General features: G+C 64.0%; 23 protein-coding genes. 16 read left to right on the forward strand and 7 right to left on the reverse strand.

Going from position 1 to position 22383, the window contains the following annotated elements:
- Positions 1-63: 63 nt before the first annotated feature.
- On the reverse strand, positions 64-2748 hold the full coding sequence (acnA, locus tag HNE05_RS09520; protein WP_173206130.1) for an aconitate hydratase AcnA: 2685 nt from the start codon (positions 2746-2748) through the stop codon (positions 64-66).
- Positions 2749-2893: 145 nt separating this feature from the next.
- Between acnA and rlmM the strand changes: the two genes are divergently transcribed.
- Genes rlmM through HNE05_RS09535 form a run of 3 tightly spaced genes read left to right on the forward strand, consistent with a single transcriptional unit; the run spans position 2894 to position 4696 of the window.
- Positions 2894-3946 carry a 23S rRNA (cytidine(2498)-2'-O)-methyltransferase RlmM gene (gene rlmM / locus HNE05_RS09525; RefSeq protein ID WP_173206133.1) on the forward strand — a complete coding sequence of 351 codons (1053 nt, stop codon included), beginning with the start codon at positions 2894-2896 and terminating at the stop codon, positions 3944-3946.
- Between the two features lie 46 nt (positions 3947-3992).
- Positions 3993-4244 (forward strand): sulfurtransferase TusA, encoded by a 252-nt coding sequence (gene tusA, locus HNE05_RS09530; RefSeq protein ID WP_173206136.1) that lies wholly within the window; start codon positions 3993-3995, stop codon positions 4242-4244.
- Complete coding sequence (locus HNE05_RS09535) at positions 4244-4696, forward strand: gamma-glutamylcyclotransferase family protein (RefSeq protein WP_173206138.1); 453 nt, start codon at positions 4244-4246, stop codon at positions 4694-4696. The genes tusA and HNE05_RS09535 overlap by 1 nt, the downstream gene beginning before the upstream one ends.
- Here the strand turns inward: HNE05_RS09535 and HNE05_RS09540 are convergent.
- Positions 4654-6060, reverse strand: a complete 1407-nt coding sequence (locus tag HNE05_RS09540; RefSeq protein ID WP_173206141.1) for an MATE family efflux transporter — start codon at positions 6058-6060, stop codon at positions 4654-4656. The two genes, HNE05_RS09535 and HNE05_RS09540, sit on opposite strands and share 43 nt — an antisense overlap.
- Positions 6061-6184: 124 nt before the next feature.
- On the opposite strand from HNE05_RS09540, the gene pdxB reads away from it, so the two are divergent.
- A complete protein-coding gene (gene pdxB, locus HNE05_RS09545; protein WP_173206143.1) occupies positions 6185-7315 on the forward strand; it encodes a 4-phosphoerythronate dehydrogenase PdxB in 1131 nt (376 codons plus the stop codon).
- Between the two features lie 62 nt (positions 7316-7377).
- Here pdxB and HNE05_RS09550 read toward each other — a convergent pair whose 3' ends face one another.
- Positions 7378-7554 (reverse strand): PA1571 family protein, encoded by a 177-nt coding sequence (locus HNE05_RS09550; protein WP_173206145.1) that lies wholly within the window; start codon positions 7552-7554, stop codon positions 7378-7380.
- A 270-nt stretch (positions 7555-7824) separates the two neighbouring features.
- Between HNE05_RS09550 and HNE05_RS09555 the strand changes: the two genes are divergently transcribed.
- The 6 genes from HNE05_RS09555 (at position 7825) to HNE05_RS09580 (ending at position 13635) form a co-directional block, all read left to right on the forward strand.
- On the forward strand, positions 7825-8967 hold the full coding sequence (locus tag HNE05_RS09555; RefSeq protein ID WP_173206148.1) for an ATP-NAD kinase family protein: 1143 nt from the start codon (positions 7825-7827) through the stop codon (positions 8965-8967).
- A gap of 21 nt (positions 8968-8988) precedes the next feature.
- Positions 8989-9588, forward strand: coding sequence for a DUF1287 domain-containing protein (locus HNE05_RS09560; protein WP_173211646.1), 600 nt, complete (start codon positions 8989-8991; stop codon positions 9586-9588).
- 33 nt (positions 9589-9621) lie between these two features.
- On the forward strand, positions 9622-10056 hold the full coding sequence (locus HNE05_RS09565; RefSeq protein WP_173206151.1) for a thiol-disulfide oxidoreductase DCC family protein: 435 nt from the start codon (positions 9622-9624) through the stop codon (positions 10054-10056).
- Positions 10057-10206: 150 nt separating this feature from the next.
- Complete coding sequence (locus tag HNE05_RS09570) at positions 10207-11985, forward strand: ABC transporter transmembrane domain-containing protein (protein ID WP_173206154.1); 1779 nt, start codon at positions 10207-10209, stop codon at positions 11983-11985.
- 16 nt (positions 11986-12001) lie between these two features.
- The gene (locus tag HNE05_RS09575; RefSeq protein ID WP_240008842.1) at positions 12002-13126 is read left to right on the forward strand and encodes a saccharopine dehydrogenase family protein; all 1125 of its coding nucleotides are present in this window, start codon (positions 12002-12004) and stop codon (positions 13124-13126) included.
- On the forward strand, positions 13123-13635 hold the full coding sequence (locus HNE05_RS09580; protein ID WP_173206159.1) for a zinc metalloprotease: 513 nt from the start codon (positions 13123-13125) through the stop codon (positions 13633-13635). The genes HNE05_RS09575 and HNE05_RS09580 overlap by 4 nt, the downstream gene beginning before the upstream one ends.
- Positions 13636-13639: 4 nt before the next feature.
- Here HNE05_RS09580 and rhtA read toward each other — a convergent pair whose 3' ends face one another.
- From rhtA to HNE05_RS09595, 3 genes are all read right to left on the reverse strand, one after another.
- A complete protein-coding gene (gene rhtA / locus HNE05_RS09585; RefSeq protein ID WP_173206163.1) occupies positions 13640-14512 on the reverse strand; it encodes a threonine/homoserine exporter RhtA in 873 nt (290 codons plus the stop codon).
- A gap of 86 nt (positions 14513-14598) precedes the next feature.
- Positions 14599-14880 (reverse strand): pyrimidine/purine nucleoside phosphorylase, encoded by a 282-nt coding sequence (gene ppnP, locus HNE05_RS09590; protein WP_173206166.1) that lies wholly within the window; start codon positions 14878-14880, stop codon positions 14599-14601.
- A 361-nt stretch (positions 14881-15241) separates the two neighbouring features.
- Positions 15242-15784, reverse strand: coding sequence for a 3'-5' exonuclease (locus tag HNE05_RS09595; RefSeq protein ID WP_173206168.1), 543 nt, complete (start codon positions 15782-15784; stop codon positions 15242-15244).
- Positions 15785-15927: 143 nt separating this feature from the next.
- On the opposite strand from HNE05_RS09595, the gene HNE05_RS09600 reads away from it, so the two are divergent.
- From HNE05_RS09600 to HNE05_RS09610, 3 genes are all read left to right on the forward strand, one after another.
- Positions 15928-16806, forward strand: coding sequence for an NAD(P)-dependent oxidoreductase (locus HNE05_RS09600; protein WP_173206171.1), 879 nt, complete (start codon positions 15928-15930; stop codon positions 16804-16806).
- 180 nt (positions 16807-16986) lie between these two features.
- Positions 16987-17238: a YkgJ family cysteine cluster protein gene (locus tag HNE05_RS09605; protein WP_173206174.1), complete on the forward strand. Its 252-nt coding sequence runs from the start codon at positions 16987-16989 to the stop codon at positions 17236-17238.
- Between the two features lie 57 nt (positions 17239-17295).
- A complete protein-coding gene (locus tag HNE05_RS09610) occupies positions 17296-17907 on the forward strand; it encodes an START domain-containing protein (RefSeq protein WP_173206177.1) in 612 nt (203 codons plus the stop codon).
- Between the two features lie 304 nt (positions 17908-18211).
- Here the strand turns inward: HNE05_RS09610 and gltA are convergent, their stop codons facing one another.
- Positions 18212-19501: a citrate synthase gene (gene gltA, locus HNE05_RS09615; RefSeq protein ID WP_173206180.1), complete on the reverse strand. Its 1290-nt coding sequence runs from the start codon at positions 19499-19501 to the stop codon at positions 18212-18214.
- Positions 19502-19850: 349 nt separating this feature from the next.
- Here gltA and sdhC point away from each other — a divergent pair, with 349 nt between their 5' ends.
- From sdhC to sdhA, 3 genes are read left to right on the forward strand one after another with little or no spacing between them, the layout of a single operon-like run.
- Positions 19851-20237 (forward strand): succinate dehydrogenase, cytochrome b556 subunit, encoded by a 387-nt coding sequence (gene sdhC / locus HNE05_RS09620; protein WP_173206183.1) that lies wholly within the window; start codon positions 19851-19853, stop codon positions 20235-20237.
- Positions 20231-20599: a succinate dehydrogenase, hydrophobic membrane anchor protein gene (sdhD, locus tag HNE05_RS09625; protein ID WP_173206186.1), complete on the forward strand. Its 369-nt coding sequence runs from the start codon at positions 20231-20233 to the stop codon at positions 20597-20599. The genes sdhC and sdhD overlap by 7 nt, the downstream gene beginning before the upstream one ends.
- A 3-nt stretch (positions 20600-20602) precedes the next feature.
- On the forward strand, positions 20603-22375 hold the full coding sequence (gene sdhA, locus HNE05_RS09630) for a succinate dehydrogenase flavoprotein subunit (RefSeq protein ID WP_173206189.1): 1773 nt from the start codon (positions 20603-20605) through the stop codon (positions 22373-22375).
- Positions 22376-22383 lie beyond the last annotated feature (8 nt).

Here is a 22383-nt window from a genome sequence, read left to right on the forward strand (position 1 = left end):
CGGATGCAATCCGGGGCGTGATGGATATTTCCCGGATTGCATCCGGGCTACGTTCCTGTTCAGTCAGCTCTTCAGCATCTGCCGCAGCACGTGATGCAGGATGCCGCCGGCCTTGAAGTATTCCACCTCGTTCTGCGTGTCGATGCGGCACAGCACTTCGACTTCCTCATGGCTGCCGTCGGCGCGGGTGATGTCCAGGGCCAGGCTCATATGCGGGCGCAGGCTGACGCCATCCAGACCACCGATGGTGACTTTCTCCGTGCCATTCAATTGCAGCGTCTTGCGCGTTTGCCCAGCACGCAACTGCAGCGGCAGCACGCCCATGCCCACCAGGTTGGAGCGGTGGATACGCTCGAAGCTCTCGGCGATCACTGCTTTCACGCCCAGCAGGTTGGTGCCCTTGGCCGCCCAGTCGCGGCTGGAGCCGGTGCCGTATTCCTGGCCAGCGAAGATCACCAGCGGCACGCCTTCGTCCTGATAACGCATGGCTGCGTCGTAGATAGCCAGCTTGTCGCCACTGGGCATGTACAGGGTATTGCCGCCTTCCTCACCGCCGAGCATCTCGTTGCGGATGCGGATATTGGCGAAGGTGCCGCGCATCATCACCTCGTGGTTGCCGCGCCGGGAGCCGTAGGAGTTGAAGTCGGCCTGGGCCACGCCGTGCTCGCCAAGGTAGCGCCCGGCCGGGCTGTTCTTCTTGATATTGCCGGCGGGGGAGATGTGGTCGGTGGTCACCGAGTCACCCAGCAGGGCGAGGATGCGTGCGCCGTGGATATCACCGACATGCGGCGGATCGCCGGCAATATCGGCGAAGAACGGCGGGTGCTGGATATAGGTGGAGTCCGCCTGCCACACATAGGTGGCGGCCTGCGGCACGGCGATCGCCTGCCACTGCGCATCGCCGCTGAACACCGCAGCGTATTGCTGGCGGAACATGGTGCTGCTGACCTGGGCCACGGCCGCGGCGATCTCTGCCTGGCTCGGCCAGATATCACGCAGGTACACCGGCGCCCCGTCCCGGCCGGTGCCCAGTGGCTGGCTGCTGAGGTCGATTCGCACTGTGCCGGCCAGGGCGTAGGCCACCACCAGCGGCGGTGAGGCCAGCCAGTTGGCCTTGACCAGCGGGTGCACGCGGCCTTCGAAGTTGCGGTTGCCAGACAGCACCGCGGCCACGGTCAGGTCGGCCTGCTGGATGGCGGTCTCGATCGGTTCGAGCAGCGGCCCGGAATTGCCGATGCAGGTGGTGCAGCCGTAGCCGACCAGGGCAAAGCCCAGTTCGTCCAGGTAGCGAGTCAGTCCGGCGGCGGCGAAGTATTCGGTGACCACCTTGGAGCCGGGGGCCAGCGAACTCTTCACCCAGGGCTTGCGCTGTAGTCCTTTCTCTACCGCTTTCTTCGCCAGCAGGCCGGCGGCCATCATCACGCTGGGGTTGGAGGTGTTGGTGCAGGAGGTGATAGCGGCGATTACCACGGCGCCGTCCTGCAGCTTGTAGATCTGGCTGTCATGCTTGACCAGGCTATTGCCGGGCGCGCCCGCAGCGGGTTTGAGTTGCAGCGCCAGTAAGTCGTCGAAGGCCTGGCTTACCAGCGGCAGTGGTACGCGATCCTGCGGGCGTTTGGGCCCGGCCAGGCAAGCCTCGACGCTGCCCATGTCCAGCTCCAGGCTGGCGCTGAACAGCGGCTCATGGCCAGGCTCGCGCCACAGGCTCTGGGCCTTGCTGTAGGCCTCGACCAGCTTGATGGTGGCCTCCGGGCGCCCGGACAGGCGCAGGTAGTCGAGGGTGATCGCGTCCACCGGGAAGAAACCACAGGTGGCGCCGTATTCCGGGGCCATGTTGGCGATGGTAGCGCGGTCGGCCAGGGGAAGTTCGGCCAGGCCGTCGCCATAGAACTCGACGAATTTGCCCACTACGCCGTGCTTGCGCAGCATCTGCGTCACGCTCAGCACCAGGTCGGTGGCGGTGATGCCTTCCTTCAGCTTGCCGCTGAGCTTGAAGCCGATCACCTCGGGAATCAGCATCGACACCGGCTGGCCGAGCATCGCCGCTTCCGCTTCGATGCCGCCGACGCCCCAGCCGAGCACGCCGAGGCCGTTGATCATGGTGGTGTGCGAGTCGGTGCCGACCAGGGTGTCGGGGAAGGCCAAGGTCTGGCCGTTCTCTTCCTTGGTCCACACGGTGCGTGCCAGGTATTCCAGGTTGACCTGGTGGCAGATGCCGGTGCCTGGCGGCACCACGCGGAAGTTGGCAAAGGCGTCCTGTCCCCAGCGCAGGAAGGCGTAGCGCTCGCCGTTGCGCTGCATCTCGAGGTCGACGTTCTGGCCGAAGGCGCCGGGCGAGGCGTACTGGTCGACCATCACCGAGTGGTCGATCACCAGGTCCACCGGCGACAGCGGATTGATCTTCTGCGGGTCACCGCCGGCTGCGGCCATGGCGGCACGCATGGCGGCCAGGTCGACCACCGCCGGCACGCCGGTGAAGTCCTGCATCAGCACACGCGCCGGGCGGAACTGGATCTCGTGGTCGCTGCGCCGCTCCTGCTGCCAGTCGACCATGGCCTTGATATCGAAAACGCTGACCGTGGCGTTGTCTTCACAGCGCAGCAGGTTTTCCAGCAGCACCTTGAGCGACAGCGGCAGGCGGCTGATATCGCCGAGGCTCCTGGCTGCCTCCGGCAGGCTGTAGTAGTGGTAAATCGTGCCGTCGATATCCAGGCTGCGCTGGCAATTGAGGCTATCAAGGGAAGCCATCTGCATATCTCCTGAATGGTCAGTATCGATTCAGACCAAGCAGTGAAACTAGACCGCCCAGTCAACTCCTGCCAGTTTCGCCCTGCTACCGGACGCGCTGCGCAGGGTGGACTCGGCTATCATGCGCGGCCTGAGGAGAACCACCATGAATACCCTGCTAATGCACTGCCGCCCGGGCTTCGAAGGTGAAGTCTGTTCCGAGATCAGCGACCACGCCGCGCGCCTGGGGGTGTCCGGCTATGCCAAGGGCAAGGCGAGCAGCGCCCACGCCGAGTTCGTCTGCAGCGAGGCCGATGGTACTGAGAGGCTGATGCAGGGCCTGCGGTTCAATAAATTGATCTTCCCGCGGCAATGGGCCCGTGGCAGTTACGTGGAGTTGCCGGAAACTGACCGCATCAGCGTATTGCTGAGCAGCCTGGCCACTTACCCGGTGTGCGGCAGCCTGTGGCTGGAGGTGTTCGACACCAACGACGGCAAGGAGCTGTCGAACTTCTGCAAGAAATTCGAGGCGCCGCTGCGCAAGGCGCTGACGGCGGCGGGCAAGCTGGTCGACGACCCGAGCAAGCCGCGCCTGCTGCTGACCTTCAAGAGCGGCCGCGAGGTGTTCCTCGGTCTCGCCGAGGCCAACAATCAGGCGCCCTGGCCAATGGGCATCCCGCGCCTGAAGTTCCCACGTGAGGCGCCGAGCCGTTCGACCCTCAAGCTGGAAGAGGCCTGGCACTACTTCATCCCGCGCGAGCAGTGGGACGCGCGCCTGTCGGATGAGATGACCGGCGTCGACCTCGGTGCCGCACCGGGCGGCTGGACTTACCAACTGGTCAAGCGCGGCATGCTGGTCACCGCCATCGACAACGGGCCGATGGCCGAGAGCCTGATGGATACTGGCCTGGTTCAGCACCTGATGGTCGATGGTTTCACCTGGAAGCCCAAGCAGCCGGTGGACTGGATGGTCTGCGACATCGTCGAGAAGCCGGCGCGCAACGCCGCGCTGCTGGAAACCTGGATCGGGGAAGGGCTGTGCCGCGAGGCGGTGGTCAACCTCAAACTGCCGATGAAGCAGCGCTATGCCGAGGTCTGCCGCCTGCTGCAGCGCCTGGAAGATGCCTTCGCCGCGCGCAAGATCAAGGTCTCGATCGCCTGCAAGCAGCTCTACCACGACCGCGAGGAAGTGACCTGCCATCTGCGTCGGCTGTCCTGAGGGGCACGTATCGGCGACAATTGCAGCCTGTTTCTGGAGTAACTCGATGTCCCAACACTCTGCCGTCATCCCCGACGCCATCCTCGACGCCAGCGGGCTCAACTGCCCGGAGCCGGTGATGATGCTGCACAACAAGGTGCGTGACCTGGCGCCCGGTGGCCTGCTCAAGGTGATCGCCACCGATCCCTCGACCCGCCGCGATATCCCCAAGTTCTGCATGTTCCTCGATCACCAGTTGGTCGAGCAGAGCGAAGAAGGCGGCGTCTATCTCTATTGGATTCGCAAGAAAGCCGAGTAATGCCGTACTACTTCGCCTATGGCTCCAACATGAACCCGGCGCGCATGCAGGCGCGCGGATTGCGGGTGGAGGAGGCGCTGTCCGGGCATTTGCCGGGCTTTGCCCTGTGCTTCAACAAGCGCGCCCATGACCATCCTGGCCGCGCCTACGCCAATATTCGCCATCAGCTCGGCGGCGTGGTCGAAGGCGTGCTGTATCGTCTGGCCGACCAGCACGAGATCTTCAAGCTGGATCACTTCGAAGGCACCCCGGTGTACTACAGCCGCGAGCGCCTGGCGGTGCAGACCGAGCGGGGGCCGATCACCGCCTGGGTCTATATCGCCAACCCGTTCTGGCGCAGCGAGGGGCTGGCCCCCAGTCGCGCTTATCTGGAACACCTGCTGGCCGGGCGCGAGTACCTTTCTGCTGACTATTGGACTGCTTTGGCCGCCACCGTCGCACTCGACGACTGAGCGCGTATACGCCGGCGCGCGCTGCGCGCCAGGCGAATGCCGAGCAGGACGGCCGCGCAGGTCAGCCCGACGATCAGCCCCTGCCACAGCCCGCTGGGCCCGGAAGGCTCGCCGAACCAGTCGGCCAGGCCCAGGCCATAGCCTACCGGCAGGCCGATGCCCCAGTAGGCGAACAGGGTGAAGAGCATGGTCGCGCGGGTGTCCTGGTAGCCGCGCAGGGCGCCGGCGGCGGTGACCTGTACCGCATCGGAGAACTGGAACAGTGCCGAATAGACCATCAGGGTGGCGGCGATGGCGATCACCGCCGGGTCTGGTGTGTATATCTGCGCGATCTGTTCGCGCAGCAGCAACACCAGGCTGGCGGACAGGCAGGCATAGCCCAGCGCGGTGCCCATCGCCACCCCGGCGGAAAAACGCGCATTGCGCGGCTCGCCGCGCCCCAGCGCCTGGCCGACGCGCACGGTGGCGGCCATGCCCAGCGAGTAGGGAATCATGAAGATCAGCGAGCTGAAGTTGAGGGCGATCTGGTGCCCGGCCACCACGGTGGCGCCCAGGCTGCCGATCAGCAGGGCGATCACGGCGAAGATGCTCGACTCGGCGAACACCGACACGCCGATCGGCACGCCCACGCTGAGCAGACGGCGAATGACCGGCCACTGCGGCCAGTCGAAACGGCTGAACAGCTGGCTGGGCTTGTAGAACGGCGCCCAGTTCACCCACCACAGCATGCCCAGCAGCATGCACCACATGACGATGCCGGTGGCCCAGCCGCAGCCCACGCCGCCCAGCGCCGGCAGGCCGAGCTTGCCGTAGATCAGCACATAGTTGAGCGGGATGTTCAGCAGCAGGCCGCACAGGCTCAGGACCATGCTCGGTCGGGTATGACCGAGGCCATCGCTGTAGCAACGCAGCACGTAATACAGCGCCACTGCCGGGAAACCGCAGGCGACGCCGCGCAGGTAGCCCATGGCCGGTTCGATCAGGCTGGGGTCGACGTCCATCAGGCGCAGCACCGGCGTGGCGTTCCACAGCAGGGCGGCCGAGCCGCAACCCACCGCCAGGCCCAGCCACAGACCCTGACGCACCAGCGCGCCGATGTCGCTTTCCTGGCCGGCACCGAAGCGTTGCGCCACCTTGGCCGTGGTGGCCAGGAGAATGCCGGTCATCAGCAGGAACACCGGCACCCACAGCGAGTTGCCCAGAGCCACGGCGGCCAGGTCATGGGGGCTGACGCGTCCGGCCATCACGGTATCGACGAAGCCCATGGCGGTGTTGGCCAGCTGGGCGATGATGATTGGCGTGGCCAGTTTGAGCAGGGCGCGCAGTTCGGTGTGGACGCGGGCGGGGCGGGACAGGGCGGACATGCAAGGACCAACGGGAGAGGGCGCGAGGCGCGTTAGTTTACGCGCTGACGGATCGGTCAGGAAAGGCCGAATACCCAGGCGGCCCGGCTGCGCCTAGAATAGCGCCTCTGTTGTGGAGAGCCGCATGCGTATCGTAGCCGACGAAAATATCCCCCTGCTCGACGAGTTCTTTGCCGGTTTTGGCGCAATCAACCGCCATCCGGGGCGCGCGATCGACCGTGCCGCCCTGGGCGATGCCGAAGTCCTGCTGGTGCGTTCGGTAACCCGCGTCGACCGCGCCTTGCTGGAGGGCAGCGCGGTGCGCTTCGTCGGTACCTGCACCATCGGCACCGACCACCTCGACCTCGATTATTTCAAGGAAGCCGGCATCGCCTGGTCCAGTGCCCCCGGCTGCAATGCCCGTGGCGTGGTGGATTACGTGCTGGGCGCGCTGCTGGCCCTGGCTGAGCAGACAGGCAAGCCGCTGGCCGAGCGCTGCTATGGCGTGATCGGCGCCGGCCAGGTGGGTGGGCGCCTGGTCAAGGTGCTGCGCGGGCTGGGCTGGGATGTGCGGGTCTGCGACCCACCGCGGCAGGCTGCCGAAGGGGGCGACTTTGTTGAGCTGCAAAGCATCCTGCGCGACTGCGATGTGCTCAGCCTGCATACCCCGCTGGATGCCACGACCCGTCATCTGATCGGCACCAGCGAGCTGCAACAGCTGCGTCCCGGCAGCTGGCTGATCAACGCCAGCCGGGGCGCGGTGGTGGATAACCAGGCGCTGCTCGGCCATCTGCGCGCGGGGGCGGATCTGCAGGTGGCGCTGGATGTCTGGGAGGGTGAGCCGCAGGCCGACCCCGAGCTGGCCGCGCTGTGCCAGATCGCCACGCCGCATATCGCCGGCTACAGCCTGGACGGCAAGCTGCGCGGCACCGCGCAGATCTACCAAGCCTATTGCGCCGCCAACGGCCTGGCCGAGCAGGTGCAGCTGAGCGATCTGCTGCCGCCGGCCTGGCTCGGCGAACTCAGCCTGCATGCCAAGGCTACGCCTGAATGGGCGCTGGCCACCCTGTGCCGTGCGGTCTACGACCCGCGCCGCGACGATGCCGATTTCCGCCGCTCGCTGGTGGGTAGCGCCGAGCAGCGCAAGGCGGCCTTCGATGCTTTGCGCAAACACTATCCCTATCGCCGCGAGATCGACGGACTGCGGGTTCGCTTGCAGGATGAATCGACGGTCTTGCGTCAACTGGTAGCCGCGCTGGGTGCCCAGGTGGTGTGAGCGCAAAGAAAAACCTGGGTAATGCCCGGGTTGATTGGCCCATAGGGCAGGAGGGATAAGGCTCAGGCTTGTTTGGGCAGCGACCAGTGCTTTTCCAATTCGCGACAGGCGCGTTGGATCATGCCTTCGGTGATCGGTACTTCGCGCCCCTGGGCATCAATGAACGAGCCGCCCACCGCGTGCTGCGGTTGCAACGGGACGAGACGTTGAGGGGTGGAGTTGCTGTCTTTCAAGCTCATGGCCTGTCTCCTCATCAGGTGAATGTGCGCAGTCTAGAGCGACTGTGTGAACGCGCGGTGACAGTCAGAAGCGCCAAAAAAGCGCTTGAAAAGCGGTTCGGTCGCGGTAAAGCAGACCCTGTGCCACGTCGTTTTCCACCCGAGGAGGGTTGACCCTGTTATCGGGCCTGCGCTTCACGTGGAAGTTTTCTTATAGTCGATGGCGGCAGTTTTCGGCAAAGCCAGCTGTCTGCCAATCAGACTTTGTATGTAGTCGGAGCGGGAATCTGCATGAGCGCCACCTTTCATATCGGCTTGATCATCAACCCCCTGGCTGGCCTGGGCGGTGCCGCTGCGCTCAAGGGCAGTGATGGGGTGGCCGCCGAGGCCCTGGCGCGAGGCGCCGAGCCGCGTGCCGCCGAGCGCACGCGCATCGCTTTGGAATGCCTGAGGCCGGTGGCCGGGCGTCTGCAGTTCCTCAGCTTTCCCGGGCCGATGGGCGCCGATCTGCTGGCTGAACTGGGCTATGCCCATCGCGTGCTGGGTGATCTGGGCGAGGGCGCGACCAGCGCCGCCGATACCCAACGTGCCGTGCAGGCGCTGCAGGATGCCGGTTGTGCGCTGATCCTGTTTGCCGGCGGCGATGGCACCGCCCGCGATATCTGCGCCGCGGTGCGTGAGGACCAGCCGGTGCTGGGCATTCCGGCCGGGGTGAAGATCCATTCCGGGGTCTACGCCATCAGCCCGCGCGCTGCTGGTGAGCTGGCCCGGCGCCTGGTGGAAGGCGGCCTGGTACGTCTGGCCAGTGGCGAAGTGCGCGATCTCGACGAAGCGGCGCTGCGCGATGGCAAGGTCAGCGCCCGTTGGTACGGCGAGCTGACGGTGCCGGTCGAAGGCAGCTTCATGCAGCACACCAAGCAGGCCGGCGTGGAGTCCGAGGAGCTGGTACTGGTCGACCTGGCGGACTGGCTGCAGGAAAGCTGGGAGCAGGGCGTGCGCTACGTCTTCGGCCCCGGTTCGACCCTGCATGGGCTGGCGCAGAACCTCGGCCTGCAGACCACCCTGCTCGGCGTCGACGTGATCGAGGATGGCGCCGTGCTGGCTCGCGATGTGACCGAAGCCCAGCTGTTCGAGCTGGTCGACGGCTACCCTGCGCGCCTGCTGGTCACCGCTATCGGCGGCCAGGGCCATATCATCGGCCGCGGCAACCAGCAGATCAGCCCACGGGTACTACGCGCCATCGGCCTGGAACACCTGCGGGTCATCGCCACCAAGCGCAAACTCGCTACGCTGGAAGGCCGGCCGCTGCTGGTCGATAGCGGCGATCCGGCGCTGGACGAAGCTTTCCCCGACGCGGTGCGAGTCTGGGCGGGGTACAAGGAAGAGCTGCTCTATCCGGTAGGTTGGAGTGCGGAATCACCCAAGGAGGGTTAAATGCGCCAGGGTTGCAAGAGGATGGAGCGTTATCAGACAGTGGGCCGTGCCGTTGTGGTCTGGCTGTGTCTGTGCCTGGCGCTGCCGGCATGGGCGCAGTCGATCCAGCCGGAGCAGCTGATCAGCGCCGCCCGCCAGCAGGTTGGCGTGACCCTCAGCTATGACCCGGTCTACCGCCAGTTGGCCTATCCCGGTGGCGATGTGCCGCTGGCTACCGGCGTGTGCACCGATGTGCTGATCCGTGCCCTGCGTGTCCAGGGCCTGGACCTGCAGCAGGCGGTGCACGAGGACATGCGCGGGCATTTCGCCGCTTACCCGCAGAACTGGGGGCTCAAGCGCCCGGACCGCAATATCGACCACCGCCGTGTGCCCAATCTGATGACCTGGTTGCGCCGTCAGGGTCTGGCGCAGCCCATCAGTCGCCAGGCGGCGGATTACCAGCCCGGCGACATCGTCACCTGGGATCTGGGCCGCGGCCTGACCCATATCGGCATTGTCTCCGACCGCCGTACCGCGCAGGGCGTGCCGCTGATCCTGCACAACATCGGCCGTGGCACCCAGGAAGAGGACATCCTGTTTGCCTTCACCGTGACCGGCCATTACCGCTTCGCCAGTCGTTGATTGGCGTAGCATGCAGGCGCCAAGGAGCGTGCGATGACAGCTAACCCGTTGCCACCCTTTATCCAGCCCGGCGAGCGCGTGGTGCTGTTCGACGGGGTGTGCAAGCTGTGCAATGGCTGGGCGAAGTTCCTTATCCGCCATGACCGTGAAGCACGGATTCGCTTGTGTTCGGTGCAGTCAGACGAAGGCCAGGCGATCCTGCAGTGGTTCGGTTTGCCGACCGATCATTTCGACACCATGGCCTATGTCGAAGGCACCGAACTGTTTGTCCGTTCCACTGCCGTGCTGCGCATCCTCGCCCAATTGCCAGCGCCCTGGCGCCTACTGGCTGGGCTACGCCTGATCCCGCGATCGCTGCGCGACTGGTGCTACGACCGCATCGCGCTCAACCGCTACCGCCTGTTCGGTCGCTACGACAGTTGCCTGCTGCCGGATGCCGACCATGCCCGACGTTTCCTGCATGAATAAATGCACCAAGCACAGCTGACTTGATCTGCTGCCGTACAGCCCCCATCTGCTGTAACAGGCCGGCCTGTACCGGTGAACAAGCCTCTGCTGGCTCATTGCGGCGTGCGGCAACTGACTAATCCGGGCCATGGGCCTGTCTGCGAGAACCGCATGCCGTCGATTTTGTCTTCCCGCCAGCGTACCGCCTTGCGCATGGCCGCCCGCTTCGTCGCGCCGTATCGCTGGCGAGTGATGGGCGCCTTGCTGGCCCTGATGTTCACCGCCGCGATCACCCTGTCCATGGGCCAGGGCATTCGCCTGCTGGTCGACCAGGGCCTGGCGACTCAGTCGCAGCAGGCGCTGAACCAGTCGATCGGGCTGTTCTTCGCCCTGGTGCTGGCCCTGGCGGTCGGTACCTTCACCCGTTTCTACCTGGTGTCATGGATCGGCGAGCGCTTCGTCGCCGATATCCGCAAGCGCGTGTTCAACCACCTGATTGAGCTGCATCCGGGCTTCTACGAGAGCAACCGCGCCTCGGAAATCCAGTCGCGGCTGACCGCCGACACCACCTTGCTGCAAACGGTGATCGGCTCGTCGCTGTCGATGGCGCTGCGCAACATCATCATGATGCTCGGTGGCATCGTCCTGCTGTTCGTCACCAACCCCAAGCTCAGCGCCATCGTGATTGTCGCCTTGCCGCTGGTAGTGGCGCCGATCCTGATCTTCGGCCGCCGCGTGCGTGCCCTGTCGCGGCAGACCCAGGATCGCGTGGCCGATGTCGGCAGCTATGTCGGCGAGACCCTCGGCCAGATCAAGACGGTGCAGGCCTACAACCACCAGGCCCAGGACAAGACCCGCTTCGGCCAGACGGTAGAGGCGGCCTTCGACACGGCGCGCAAGCGCATCAAGCAGCGCGCCTGGCTGATCACCGTGGTCATCGTGCTGGTGCTCGGCGCAGTCGGGGTGATGCTCTGGGTCGGCGGCATGGATGTGATCGCCGGGAAGATCTCTGGCGGCGACCTGGCCGCCTTCGTGTTCTACAGCCTGATCGTCGGCATGGCCTTCGGTGCGGTCAGCGAGGTTATCGGCGAGCTGCAGAGCGCTGCCGGCGCCGCCGAGCGCATCGCCGAACTGCTGCAGACGGACAATGCCATCACCGCGCCGAGCGATGACCTGCAACGCTTGCCAGCGCGGATCAGCGGTGAGCTGGCGCTGGAGGAACTGCGTTTTGCTTACCCGTCGCGGCCCGAGCATTTCGCCGTGGATGGCATCAGCCTGCAGGTGCGCGCTGGCGAGACATTGGCCCTGGTCGGGCCGTCCGGCGCCGGCAAGTCGACCCTGTTCGATCTGCTGCTGCGCTTCTTCGATCCGCAGGAGGGCAGGATTCTGGTCGAGGGCGTGGCCATCGACCGACTCGATCCGGCCGATCTGCGCCGCTGCTTCGCCCTGGTCTCGCAGAATCCGGCGCTGTTCTACGGCAGCGTGGAAGACAACCTGCGCTACGGCAAACCCGAAGCCAGCCAGGCCGAGGTCGAGGCGGCGGCGCGCGCGGCGCATGCCCACGAATTTATCCAGCGTCTGCCGCAGGGTTACCAGACCCATCTGGGCGATGCCGGCCTGGGCCTGTCCGGCGGCCAGCGTCAGCGCCTGGCGATTGCCCGCGCGCTACTGGTGGACGCGCCGATCCTGCTGCTGGACGAGGCCACCAGCGCCCTGGATGCGGAAAGCGAACACCTGATCCAGCAGGCCCTGCCGACCCTGATGCAGGGCCGCACCACCCTGGTGATTGCGCATCGCCTGGCCACGGTGAAAAGTGCCGACCGCATCGCGGTGATCGAGCATGGCAAGCTGGTCGCGATCGGCAGCCACAGCGAGCTGGTGGCGAGCAACCCGCTGTACGCGCGGCTGGCTGAGCTGCAATTCAATAGCGACAGCAATGACGCGGACTGAACAAGGAGTAGGGCGGGTGACGGATTATCGGGTGGTGGTGCTGGGCGGTTACGGCAATTTCGGTACGGTGATCGTCCGCCGCCTGCGCACTATTGCCGGCATTCGTGTGTGGGTGGCCGGCCGCGACCTGGCCAAGGCTGAAGCCCTGGCGAAAGAGACGGGCAGCCAGGCCGTGCGCCTGGACATGAACCAGGCCGATCTGGCCGAGCGTTTGCGCGCGCTGGGGGCGCAGCTGGTGATCTCCACGGCCGGGCCGTTCCAGAACCAGGATTACCGGGTGGCCGAGGCCTGCATCGCGGCGGGTGCGCATTACGTCGACCTGGCCGATGCGCGTGAGTTCGTCTGTGCCATCGGTGCGCTGGATCAGGCGGCGCAAGCGGCCGGGGTATTGATCTGTGGCGGCGCCAGCTCGGTGCCCGCACTCAGCGCCGCGGTGATCGACAGCCTGCTGCCACGCTTCTCGCGGCTGGATGCGATCTGGCATGGCATCAGCTCCTCGGAGAAGACGCCGGGCGTATCGACCCTGGCGGCGGTGCTCAACTACTGTGGCAAACCCTTTCAGCAGTGGCGTGATGGCGCCTGGCAGGCGGTCTATGGCTGGCAGGATCTCAGTCCGCATGACTTTGCCGCGCCTCTGGGTCGGCGCTGGGTCGGCAACTGCGATATCCCCGATCTACAGCTGTTCCCGGCGCGTTATCCGGGCGTGCGCAGCGTGCGCTTTTCGGCTGGCGTCAGCCTGCGCCTGACCCAATTCGGCACCTGGCTGCTGTCCTGGCTGGTGCGCGGAGGCCTGTTGCGCAGTGGCGTGCCACTGGCCGGCCTGCTCCGGCGTGGCGCCGTGTTGGTCGAACCCCTGGGTGATGGCCTGAGCGGCATGTTCGTGCGTCTGCAGGGGCTGGATCACGCCGGCCAGGCGCAAACCCTGTGCTGGGAGCTGCAGGCGCTGCACAACGACGGGCCGAATATTCCCTGCATGGCGGCGGTGGCCCTGGCGCGCAAATTGGCCGCCGGCACCCTCGCCACGCGCGGAGCGTTGCCCTGCCTGGGCCTGCTGACGCTGGAGGAGTACCTGGCCGAGCTGGAGGGGCTGGCGATCAGCAGTGAGCTGCGGGTGCTGCCCGAGGCCGGCGTATCGGTATGAACAACGGCTACCTCCTGGTGCCGTGGCTGCGTATCTACACGGCTCCGGTTTTCCTGCACTGGTCGGTGGGGCTGTTTGCCGGGCTCTGCCTGATCTGGGCAGCGGAATACGGGCTCTATGGGGTGATGGCCACGCTCTGCTACCTGGCAATCATCCTGATCCACGAGTGGGGCCATGCCTTCGTTGCCCATCGTCTGGGCCTGCGGGTGTTCGCCGTGCAGCTGGGGTTCTTCCACGGCCTGTGTCAATTCCAGAAACCGGCGGACTTCCTCGATGAGGTCAAGGTGGCTTGGGGTGGCGTGCTGGCACAGTTCAGCGTGGCGGCCCTGGTGCTGTTGCCATTGCCGCTGCTTGGCCCAGATTTGGGGTACTACGGCCCGGTGGCGCTCTTCCTCGGTTTCTTCAACCTGTTTATCGCCTGCGGCAACCTGTGGCCGGCACGCCGCCTGGATGGAGGGAAGGCCTGGAAGATCGTCGGGCTGCTCTGGGCGCGCCGCCGGCGCCCCTGAGGGCTTAATGCTCGACTGGCGGCATCGGCTTGCCTTTGCTGGTCGCTGCGGCGCCGACTGAAGCAAGGATGATCGCGCCGATGGCCAGCCACTGGTTGCCACTCAGACGCTCGCTGAGCACCAGCAGGCCGATCAGTGCGGCAACTGCCGGCTCCATGCTCATCAGGATGCTGAAGGTGCGCGCCGGCATGCGGGTCAGGGCAATCATCTCCAGGCTGTAGGGCAGGGCCGAGGAGAGCAGGGCGACGCCCAGGGCGATGGGCAGCAGGTCTAGGGAAAACAGCGCACTGCCGTTCTGCCAGAGGCCGATAGGGAACACCAGCAGTGCCGCCACAATAGTGCCGAAGGCCACGGTCTGCGCGCCGTGGGCGGCTCCAGCCTTCTGCCCGAAGACGATGTACAGCGCCCAGCAGACCCCGGCGCCGAGGGCCAAGGCCATGCCCAGCGGGTCCAGATGGGCGCTGGATTGCTCGGTTGGCAGCAGCAGCCACAGACCGAACACCGCCAGGACGATCCACACGAAATCCAACAGCCGGCGCGAGGCAAACAACGCCAGGGCCAGCGGCCCGGTGAACTCCAGGGCGACGGCGATGCCGAGGGGAATGGTCTTCAGCGACATGTAGAACAGCAGGTTCATGCTGCCCAGCGACAAGCCATAGCCCAGCAGCGACGGCCAGGCGGAGAAATTGACCGGTGTGCGCCAGGGGCGCATGACCAAGCAGAGGATCAGTGCGCCGAGACTCAGGCGCAGGGCGGTGGTGCCTTCGGCGCCGATCAGCGGGAACAGGCCCTTGGCCAGGGACGCACCGCTCTGGATGGAAACCATCGCCACCAGGAGCAGGACGATCGGCAGAAGGATGGCGCGGGAGCGGGGCATGGGGCGGTCCGTAACTATGACTGGTCAGTCGTTTTGCAAGGATAAAAAAACCGGCCACCGGGGCCGGTTCTTCACAGCGGCCTGACTCAGCGGTATTCGCAGAGATAGGCAGTATCAGTCGCAACTTTCAGCTGAAACTTGCTGTTGGCCGGCACGGTGAACTGGCTGCCGGCGGCAAAGGTTTCCCAGTTGTCGCTGCCCGGCAGCTTGACGGTCAGGGCGCCAGCCACTACGTGCATGATTTCCAGCTGGCTGGTACCGAATTCGTATTCGCCCGGGGCCATCACGCCGACAGTGGCCGGGCCTTCGTTCATGGCGAAGCCGATGGATTTGACGGTGCCGTCGAAGTACTCGTTGACCTTGAACATGCGGGGTTCCTCGAAGGGGTGAAAAATGGCCCGTCAGTATGCCCAAGGCATGCCGGGGCGTCACCCGCTTTGCGGCCTTGCAGGCCGTTGAAAAACTACCTGCGTTGCCATCGCTGCGTTAAAAACAGGCTCACAGCCAACGGCTGAACGTGCTTTAGCACGGCCCCGAAGGGGTGAGCGCAGCGAATCAAATGCTCATTTACAGCTCGTAAACTGCGCTTTTGACTCACTACGTTCGCCCTGCGGGCCAGCCTTCGGCTGTTACTCCGCGTTGCTCCGTTCCGCCGTTTTGACCAGCCGGAGGCTGTTACTAACGTAGCGCCTTGCGCTGGCTGCCTCGCCTACGTTTTTCAACGGCCTGTTAGGTGGCAAAGATCAGCGGCAGCAGGCGCGCGGTATTGCGCGCATCTTCCAGGGCGCGGTGCTGCTGGCCCTGAAAGGCCAGACCGGCCAATTGCAGGGCCGTGTGCAGGCCAACGGCACGTTTCAGCTTACGGGCCTCGGCGAAGCGTTGTTTGAGGTTGGTATGGGGAAGCGGGCGCAGGCTGCTGCGCAGGTCATGGCGCTGCCATTCCAGTTCGAACTGGCGGCGGTCGTAGTCGCCCCAGCTGGCCCAGCCGGCCAGATTGCCCAGGTGCGGCGCCAGCCAGCGTTCGAACTGTGGCCAGAGCGTCGTCAGCGTTGCGGCGCTGTCGACATTGGCTTGGCTGATATGGGTGAGCTCACGGCAGAAGCTGGTCAGGCAGGGGCGCCGCAGTGGGCGGACGAAACGCTGGAAGTGGTCCAGTTCGTGGCCATCGACCGCCACCAGGCTGGCACCGATCTCGATGATTTCCATGTCTTCCACTGGCCAGCCACCTTCTTCGGTAGTGGCTTCCAGGTCGATCACCAACCAGTTGCGCATAGGCCCTCCATTGCTTGCGGGCAGTATGGGAGTTGCGTGGCGTTTGGGCAAAACGATATCCATACAGTTTTCCTGCACCGCTGTGCTGGCCGGACACCCCAGGTGGCAGGCTATGCTTGCGTCCATTGATGACGGAGGTGGGCATGGCGAAGGTGGCGTTTATCGGGCTGGGCGTGATGGGCTTTCCCATGGCCGGGCATCTGGCGCGCAAGGGGCATCAGGTCTGCGTGTACAACCGCTCGACGGCCAAGGCGGCGGCGTGGGTTGCGCAGTTCGCCGGTGAGTCGGCGGCGACCCCGCGTGAAGCGGCGCAAGGCGCCGACCTGGTGATGACTTGCGTGGGTAATGATGACGACCTGCGCAGCGTGGTGCTCGGTGTCGACGGCGCCTTTGCCGGCATGGCGCCCGGCAGCGTGCTGGTCGATCACACCACAGCCTCGGCGGATGTCGCCCGTGAGCTGGCAGTGCTGGCGGCTGAGCGTGAGCTGGGTTTTCTCGATGCGCCGGTGTCGGGCGGTCAGGCCGGCGCGGAAAATGGCGCGCTCACGGTGATGGTCGGTGGCGAGCAGGCCTTCTACGAGCGCGCTGCGCCAGTGATCGACAGCTACGCCAAGATGGTCAAGCTGATGGGCCCGGTGGGTAGCGGGCAACTGACCAAGATGGTCAACCAGATCTGCATTGGCGGCCTGGTTCAGGGGCTGGCCGAGGCGCTGCATTTCGCCCAGTGCGCGGGGCTCGACGGGCATGCGGCGATGGAGGTGATCAGCAAGGGCGCGGCGCAGTCCTGGCAGCTGGAAAACCGTCACCAGAACATGCTGGCCGGCAAGTTCGATTTCGGCTTCGCGGTGGACTGGATGCGCAAGGATCTGTCGATCCTGCTGGACGAGGCCCGCCGCAACGGCGCGCAACTACCGGTGACGGCGCTAGTCGATCAGTTCTACGCGGATGTGCAGGCCATGGGCGGTGGGCGCTGGGACACCTCCAGCCTGCTGGCGCGCCTCAGGCAGGTGCCCAAGGGCTGAGTGATCTGTTCACGGGGCGCGCGTAGGGTGCGCCGTGCGCGTGGAGCACTAGCAGCCAGATAGGTATCCAGCACTCCAGGGCGTTGCCGGTGCAACAGGCCTGGCGGAGCTGTGTTTTCTCGGCGCCAAGGATAAAATCGACTGTCTTAGCTGATCAGACTGTTCTGAGGTTTTGTTGCCATGAATTGCCGTGTGGGCTGCGGTGCTTGCTGCATTGCCCCTTCCATCAGTTCGCCGATCCCCGGCATGCCAGAAGGCAAGGCCGCGGGGCAGCGTTGTATCCATCTGACGCTCGATTACCTCTGCGCCATCTTCGGTCAGGCCGAGCGCCCTGCCGTGTGTTCTGGCTTCAGGGCCGATCCTGTGGTGTGTGGTGAGAGTCGGGAGGAGGCGATTCGTCTGCTGGGTTGGCTGGAACAGGCCACGGCATAGTGATGTTCATCCGGGCGGCACTTTCTGCCGACTGATTTTCTTGTTTAAGGAATACCCATGAAGGGATTGACGCGTGTGGCTGCATTCTGTGGTCTCGGTATCTTGGCCGCTAGCGGATTGACTCGAGCCGAAGACTGGCAGCTGGTCAAGGATGAGGAGGGTATCCGCGTCTATCTGAGTGCCGTCGAAGGCTCGAAATACAAGGCCTACCGGGGCGTGACCACGATCAAAAGCGATGTCGCCAGGCTGCGCGCCCTGCAGGATGATGTGCAGGGCTCCTGTCCCTGGATTCATGCCTGTGCTGGGCAGATGTTGCTCAAACATGAGGGGATGGAGAGCTGGGTCTATACCCGCTTCGAAATGCCTTGGCCCGTGACTGCTCGCGATTCGATCTTGCGTGTGGTGACCCAGGTAAATGCCGACGGTAGCCTGGTGCGGCTTATGGATGGCCAGCCGCAGTACCTGCCGGAGGACAAGGCGTATGTAAGGGTCGCCAGCCTGAAAGGTTCGTGGACCTTCATGCCGAAGGCGGCAGGCGAGGTGGAGGTGACCTATCAGGTTCACACCGAGCCGGGCGGCAGCGTACCGTCCTGGCTGGCCAACAGCTTTGTGGTGGATGCGCCGTTCAACACCCTGCAGGGGCTGCGGGCCAAAGCCGAGGGCCGTTAACAGGCTGTTGAAAAACTACCTGCGTTGCCATCGCGGCGTTAAAAACAGGCCGGGACGCGGCGTCTCAAAATGCTCATTTACAGCTCGTAAACTGCGCTTTTGACTCACTACGTTCGCCCTGCGGGCCAGCCTTCGGCTGTTACTTCGCGTTGCTCCGTTCCGCCGTTTTGACCAGCCGGAGGCTGTTACTGGTGTAGCGCCTTGCGCTGGCTGCCTCGCCAACGTTTTTCAACTGCCTGTTAATGCTCTGCTGAAACGAAAAAAGGCTGCCAGATGGCAGCCTTTTTTCTTGTTGCAGCGATGCTTACTTGCGCTGATCCAGCGGCACGATGTCACGCTGCGCGTAGCCGGTGTACAGCTGGCGCGGACGGCCAATCTTGTACGGGCTGGAGAGCATTTCTTTCCAGTGCGAGATCCAGCCGACGGTGCGCGCCAGGGCGAAGATCACGGTGAACATGCTGGTCGGAATGCCGATCGCCTTGAGGATGATCCCCGAGTAGAAGTCGACGTTCGGGTACAGGTTGCGTTCCTTGAAGTACGGATCGGTCAGGGCGATCTCTTCCAGGCGCATGGCCAGTTGCAGCTGCGGGTCGTTGGTGATGCCCAGTTCGCCGAGCACTTCGTCGCAGGTCTTCTTCATCACGGTGGCGCGCGGGTCGCGGTTCTTGTAAACGCGGTGACCGAAGCCCATCAGCTTGAACGGATCGTTCTTGTCCTTGGCCTTGGCGATGAACTTGTCGATGTTCTCGACGCTGCCGATCTCGTCCAGCATGGTCAGTACGGCTTCGTTGGCGCCGCCGTGTGCCGGGCCCCACAGCGCGGCGATGCCGGCAGCGATACAGGCGAACGGGTTGGCACCGGAAGAGCCGGCCAGACGTACGGTGGAGGTGGAGGCGTTCTGCTCATGGTCGGCGTGCAGGACGAAGATACGGTCCATCGCCTTGGCCAGCACCGGGCTGATCGGTTTGATCTCGCACGGGGTGTTGAACATCATGTGCAGGAAGTTTTCCGCGTAGTTCAGGTCGTTACGCGGGTACATCATCGGCTGGCCCATGGAGTACTTGTAGGCCATGGCTGCGATGGTTGGCATCTTGGCGACCAGGCGCATGGCCGAGATTTCGCGATGATGCGGATTATTGATGTCCAGGGAGTCGTGGTAGAAGGCGGAGAGGGCGCCTACTACGCCGCACATGATGGCCATCGGGTGGGCATCGCGGCGGAAGCCGTTGAAGAAGCTCTTCAATTGCTCGTGAACCATGGTGTGGTTCTTGATGGTGCTGACGAACTTGGCTTTCTGCTCGGTGGTCGGCAGTTCGCCGTTCAGCAGCAGGTAGCAGGTTTCCAGGTAGTCGGATTTCTCGGCCAGTTGCTCGATCGGGTAGCCGCGATGCAGCAGGATGCCCTGGTCGCCATCGATATAGGTGATTTTCGACTCGCAAGAGGCGGTCGACATAAAGCCAGGATCAAATGTGAAGCGACCCGTGGCGGTTAAGCCCCGTACGTCAACTACATCGGGACCAACGGTGCCGGTCAGAACGGGCAGCTCTACGGGGGCATTGCCCTCGATGATCAACTGCGCTTTTTTGTCAGCCATGTTCGGCCTCCTGTTTATGCTTGAAATCATCAGACCGCCCCCCACGCAGGGCCCGCAACACTATAGAGACATAAATTTGAATGTCAATTTGCGCTAAGCCAGATGGCAGACGGCTTCCAGCCCTGTTTTGGGGCGCAGGAAGGGGCGCTAATACGTCATTTATTAAGGTGGCGCAATCCGCTTTTAGCGAGGGTCTTTACGTTGTCATTAGTTACCTAACTGTCTATACTCTGCGCCCGGCCGTCAGGGGCTTTAGGGCCTGCGTTTTGGCGGTTGGCACTCCCTTGGTGAGGGGTACCTGACCAGTGCACTTCCCGACAACTTGCCCTGTTTGTTAGGGGCCTCTAGTGTGAAAAAAGCCGTGAATAGCCAACGACCTGTAAACCTAGATCTCAGGACTATCAAACTCCCGATCACCGCTTATACGTCCATTCTGCACCGTGTTTCCGGTGTCATCCTCTTTGTCGGCCTTGCCGTGCTGCTGTTTGCACTCGACAAGTCGCTGAGCTCCGAGGAAGGCTTTGCAGAAGTCAAGGCGTGTCTGACCAGTCCGCTGGCCAAGCTGATTGTCTGGGGCCTGTTGTCCGCTCTGCTGTATCACCTGGTGGCCGGTGTACGCCATCTGATCATGGACATGGGTGTCGGCGAGTCGCTGGAAGGCGGCAAGCTGGGCTCGAAAATCGTCATCGTGGTTTCCGTGGTGGTGATCCTGCTGGCAGGGGTGTGGATATGGTAACCAACGTAACGAACTTCTCTCGCTCGGGCCTCTACGACTGGATGGCCCAGCGCGTGTCTGCGGTTGTTCTCGCGGCTTATTTCCTCTTCCTGATCGGCTTCCTCGTGGTGAATCCGGGCCTCGGCTATGCCGAATGGCACGGTCTGTTCGCTCACACGGCGATGCGCATCTTCAGTCTGTTGGCCCTGGTGGCCCTGGGCGTACACGCCTGGGTCGGCATGTGGACCATCTCCACTGACTACCTGACGCCAATGGCGCTGGGCAAGTGGGCGACTGTCGTGCGTTTCCTGTTCCAGGCGTTCTGCGGCATTGCCATGTTCGCGTTCTTCGTCTGGGGCGTACAGATTCTCTGGGGTGTCTGATTAATGTCTAGCATTCGTACTCTTTCCTATGACGCCATCATCGTTGGTGGCGGCGGTGCCGGCATGCGTGCCGCGCTGCAACTGGCTCAGGGCGGCCACAAGACCGCTGTAGTCACCAAGGTTTTCCCGACTCGCTCGCACACCGTATCTGCTCAGGGTGGCATCACCTGCGCCATCGCTTCGGCTGACCCGAACGACGATTGGCGCTGGCACATGTACGACACCGTCAAGGGCTCCGACTACATCGGTGACCAGGACGCGATCGAATATATGTGTTCCGTCGGCCCGGAAGCCGTATTTGAGCTGGAGCACATGGGTCTGCCGTTCTCCCGTACCGAACAAGGCCGCATCTATCAGCGTCCGTTCGGCGGTCAGTCCAAAGGTCCGAACAACCCGACTCAGGCTGCGCGTACCTGCGCCGCGGCTGACCGTACCGGTCACGCCCTGCTGCACACCCTGTACCAGGCCAACCTGAAAGCTGGCACCTCGTTCCTTAACGAGTGGTACGCGGTCGATCTGGTGAAAAACCAGGATGGCGCCATCGTCGGCACCATCGCCATCTGCATCGAAACCGGTGAAACCGTTTATATCCGTTCCAAGGCCGTGGTTCTGGCTACTGGCGGTGCGGGTCGTATCTACGCCTCCACTACCAACGCCCTGATCAACACCGGTGACGGCGTGGGCATGGCCCTGCGTGCCGGCGTGCCGGTGCAGGACATCGAGATGTGGCAGTTCCACCCGACCGGTATTGCCGGCGCTGGTGTACTGGTTACTGAAGGTTGCCGTGGTGAAGGTGGTTACCTGATCAACGCCCATGGCGAGCGTTTCATGGAGCGTTATGCGCCGAACGCCAAAGACTTGGCCGGTCGTGACGTAGTAGCGCGTTCGATGGTCAAGGAAGTGCTCGCCGGCAACGGCTGTGGCCCGGACAAGGACCACGTGCTGCTCAAGCTCGACCACCTCGGCGAAGACGTGCTGCACAGTCGTCTGCCAGGCATCTGTGAGCTGTCGAAGACCTTCGCTCACGTTGACCCGGTGGTTGCTCCGGTACCGGTGATCCCAACCTGCCACTACATGATGGGCGGCGTGCCGACCAACATTCATGGCCAGGCCATCACCCAGGATGCCAACGGCAACGACAAGATCATCGAAGGCCTGTTCGCTGTAGGCGAAGTGGCGTGCGTATCGGTACACGGTGCCAACCGTCTGGGCGGCAACTCGCTGCTCGACCTGGTGGTATTCGGCCGTGCCGCTGGCCTGCACCTGGAAAAAGCGCTGAAAGAAGGCGTGGAAGTCCGCGGTGCCAGCGAAACCGACATCGAGCAGTCGCTCAAGCGTCTGGCGGGCGTCAATGAACGCAGCTCCGGCGAAGATGTCGCGCCGCTGCGTAAAGAGCTGCAGCAGTGCATGCAGAACTACTTCGGTGTATTCCGTACCGGCGAATACATGAAGAAGGGCATCACTCAGCTGGCCGATCTGCGCGAGCGCATCGCCAACGTCAAGATCGCCGACAAGAGCCAGGCCTTCAACACCGCGCGCATCGAAGCGCTGGAGCTGCAGAACCTGCTGGAAGTGGCCGAAGCCACTGCCATCGCCGCCGATACCCGTACCGAGTCCCGTGGTGCCCACGCCCGCGAAGACTACGAGGATCGCGATGACGAGAACTGGCTGTGCCACTCCCTGTACTTCCCGGGTGAGAAACGTGTCGCCAAGCGCGCTGTGAACTTCGCGCCGAAGACCGTTCCTGCTTTTGAACCCAAAGTACGTACTTATTAAGGGTGGTC

The organism is Pseudomonas campi (genome assembly GCF_013200955.2).
GTDB lineage: Bacteria > Pseudomonadota > Gammaproteobacteria > Pseudomonadales > Pseudomonadaceae > Aquipseudomonas > Aquipseudomonas campi.

What these genes read in the sequence shown, in the direction of transcription:
- HNE05_RS09555 (WP_173206148.1), top strand. Translation starts at nt 7,825, where the DNA reads ATGAGCGCCACCTTTCATATCGGCTTGATCATCAACCCCCTGGCTGGC.
- HNE05_RS09560 (WP_173211646.1), top strand. Translation starts at nt 8,989, where the DNA reads ATGGAGCGTTATCAGACAGTGGGCCGTGCCGTTGTGGTCTGGCTGTGT.
- HNE05_RS09570 (WP_173206154.1), top strand. Translation starts at nt 10,207, where the DNA reads ATGCCGTCGATTTTGTCTTCCCGCCAGCGTACCGCCTTGCGCATGGCC.
- rlmM (WP_173206133.1), top strand. Translation starts at nt 2,894, where the DNA reads ATGAATACCCTGCTAATGCACTGCCGCCCGGGCTTCGAAGGTGAAGTC.
- HNE05_RS09535 (WP_173206138.1), top strand. Translation starts at nt 4,244, where the DNA reads ATGCCGTACTACTTCGCCTATGGCTCCAACATGAACCCGGCGCGCATG.
- HNE05_RS09580 (WP_173206159.1), top strand. Translation starts at nt 13,123, where the DNA reads ATGAACAACGGCTACCTCCTGGTGCCGTGGCTGCGTATCTACACGGCT.
- HNE05_RS09540 (WP_173206141.1), bottom strand. Translation starts at nt 6,060, where the DNA reads ATGTCCGCCCTGTCCCGCCCCGCCCGCGTCCACACCGAACTGCGCGCC.
- rhtA (WP_173206163.1), bottom strand. Translation starts at nt 14,512, where the DNA reads ATGCCCCGCTCCCGCGCCATCCTTCTGCCGATCGTCCTGCTCCTGGTG.
- HNE05_RS09565 (WP_173206151.1), top strand. Translation starts at nt 9,622, where the DNA reads ATGACAGCTAACCCGTTGCCACCCTTTATCCAGCCCGGCGAGCGCGTG.
- tusA (WP_173206136.1), top strand. Translation starts at nt 3,993, where the DNA reads ATGTCCCAACACTCTGCCGTCATCCCCGACGCCATCCTCGACGCCAGC.
- sdhD (WP_173206186.1), top strand. Translation starts at nt 20,231, where the DNA reads ATGGTAACCAACGTAACGAACTTCTCTCGCTCGGGCCTCTACGACTGG.
- sdhA (WP_173206189.1), top strand. Translation starts at nt 20,603, where the DNA reads ATGTCTAGCATTCGTACTCTTTCCTATGACGCCATCATCGTTGGTGGC.
- HNE05_RS09550 (WP_173206145.1), bottom strand. Translation starts at nt 7,554, where the DNA reads ATGAGCTTGAAAGACAGCAACTCCACCCCTCAACGTCTCGTCCCGTTG.
- HNE05_RS09600 (WP_173206171.1), top strand. Translation starts at nt 15,928, where the DNA reads ATGGCGAAGGTGGCGTTTATCGGGCTGGGCGTGATGGGCTTTCCCATG.
- HNE05_RS09595 (WP_173206168.1), bottom strand. Translation starts at nt 15,784, where the DNA reads ATGCGCAACTGGTTGGTGATCGACCTGGAAGCCACTACCGAAGAAGGT.
- HNE05_RS09605 (WP_173206174.1), top strand. Translation starts at nt 16,987, where the DNA reads ATGAATTGCCGTGTGGGCTGCGGTGCTTGCTGCATTGCCCCTTCCATC.
- pdxB (WP_173206143.1), top strand. Translation starts at nt 6,185, where the DNA reads ATGCGTATCGTAGCCGACGAAAATATCCCCCTGCTCGACGAGTTCTTT.
- HNE05_RS09610 (WP_173206177.1), top strand. Translation starts at nt 17,296, where the DNA reads ATGAAGGGATTGACGCGTGTGGCTGCATTCTGTGGTCTCGGTATCTTG.
- ppnP (WP_173206166.1), bottom strand. Translation starts at nt 14,880, where the DNA reads ATGTTCAAGGTCAACGAGTACTTCGACGGCACCGTCAAATCCATCGGC.
- acnA (WP_173206130.1), bottom strand. Translation starts at nt 2,748, where the DNA reads ATGGCTTCCCTTGATAGCCTCAATTGCCAGCGCAGCCTGGATATCGAC.
- gltA (WP_173206180.1), bottom strand. Translation starts at nt 19,501, where the DNA reads ATGGCTGACAAAAAAGCGCAGTTGATCATCGAGGGCAATGCCCCCGTA.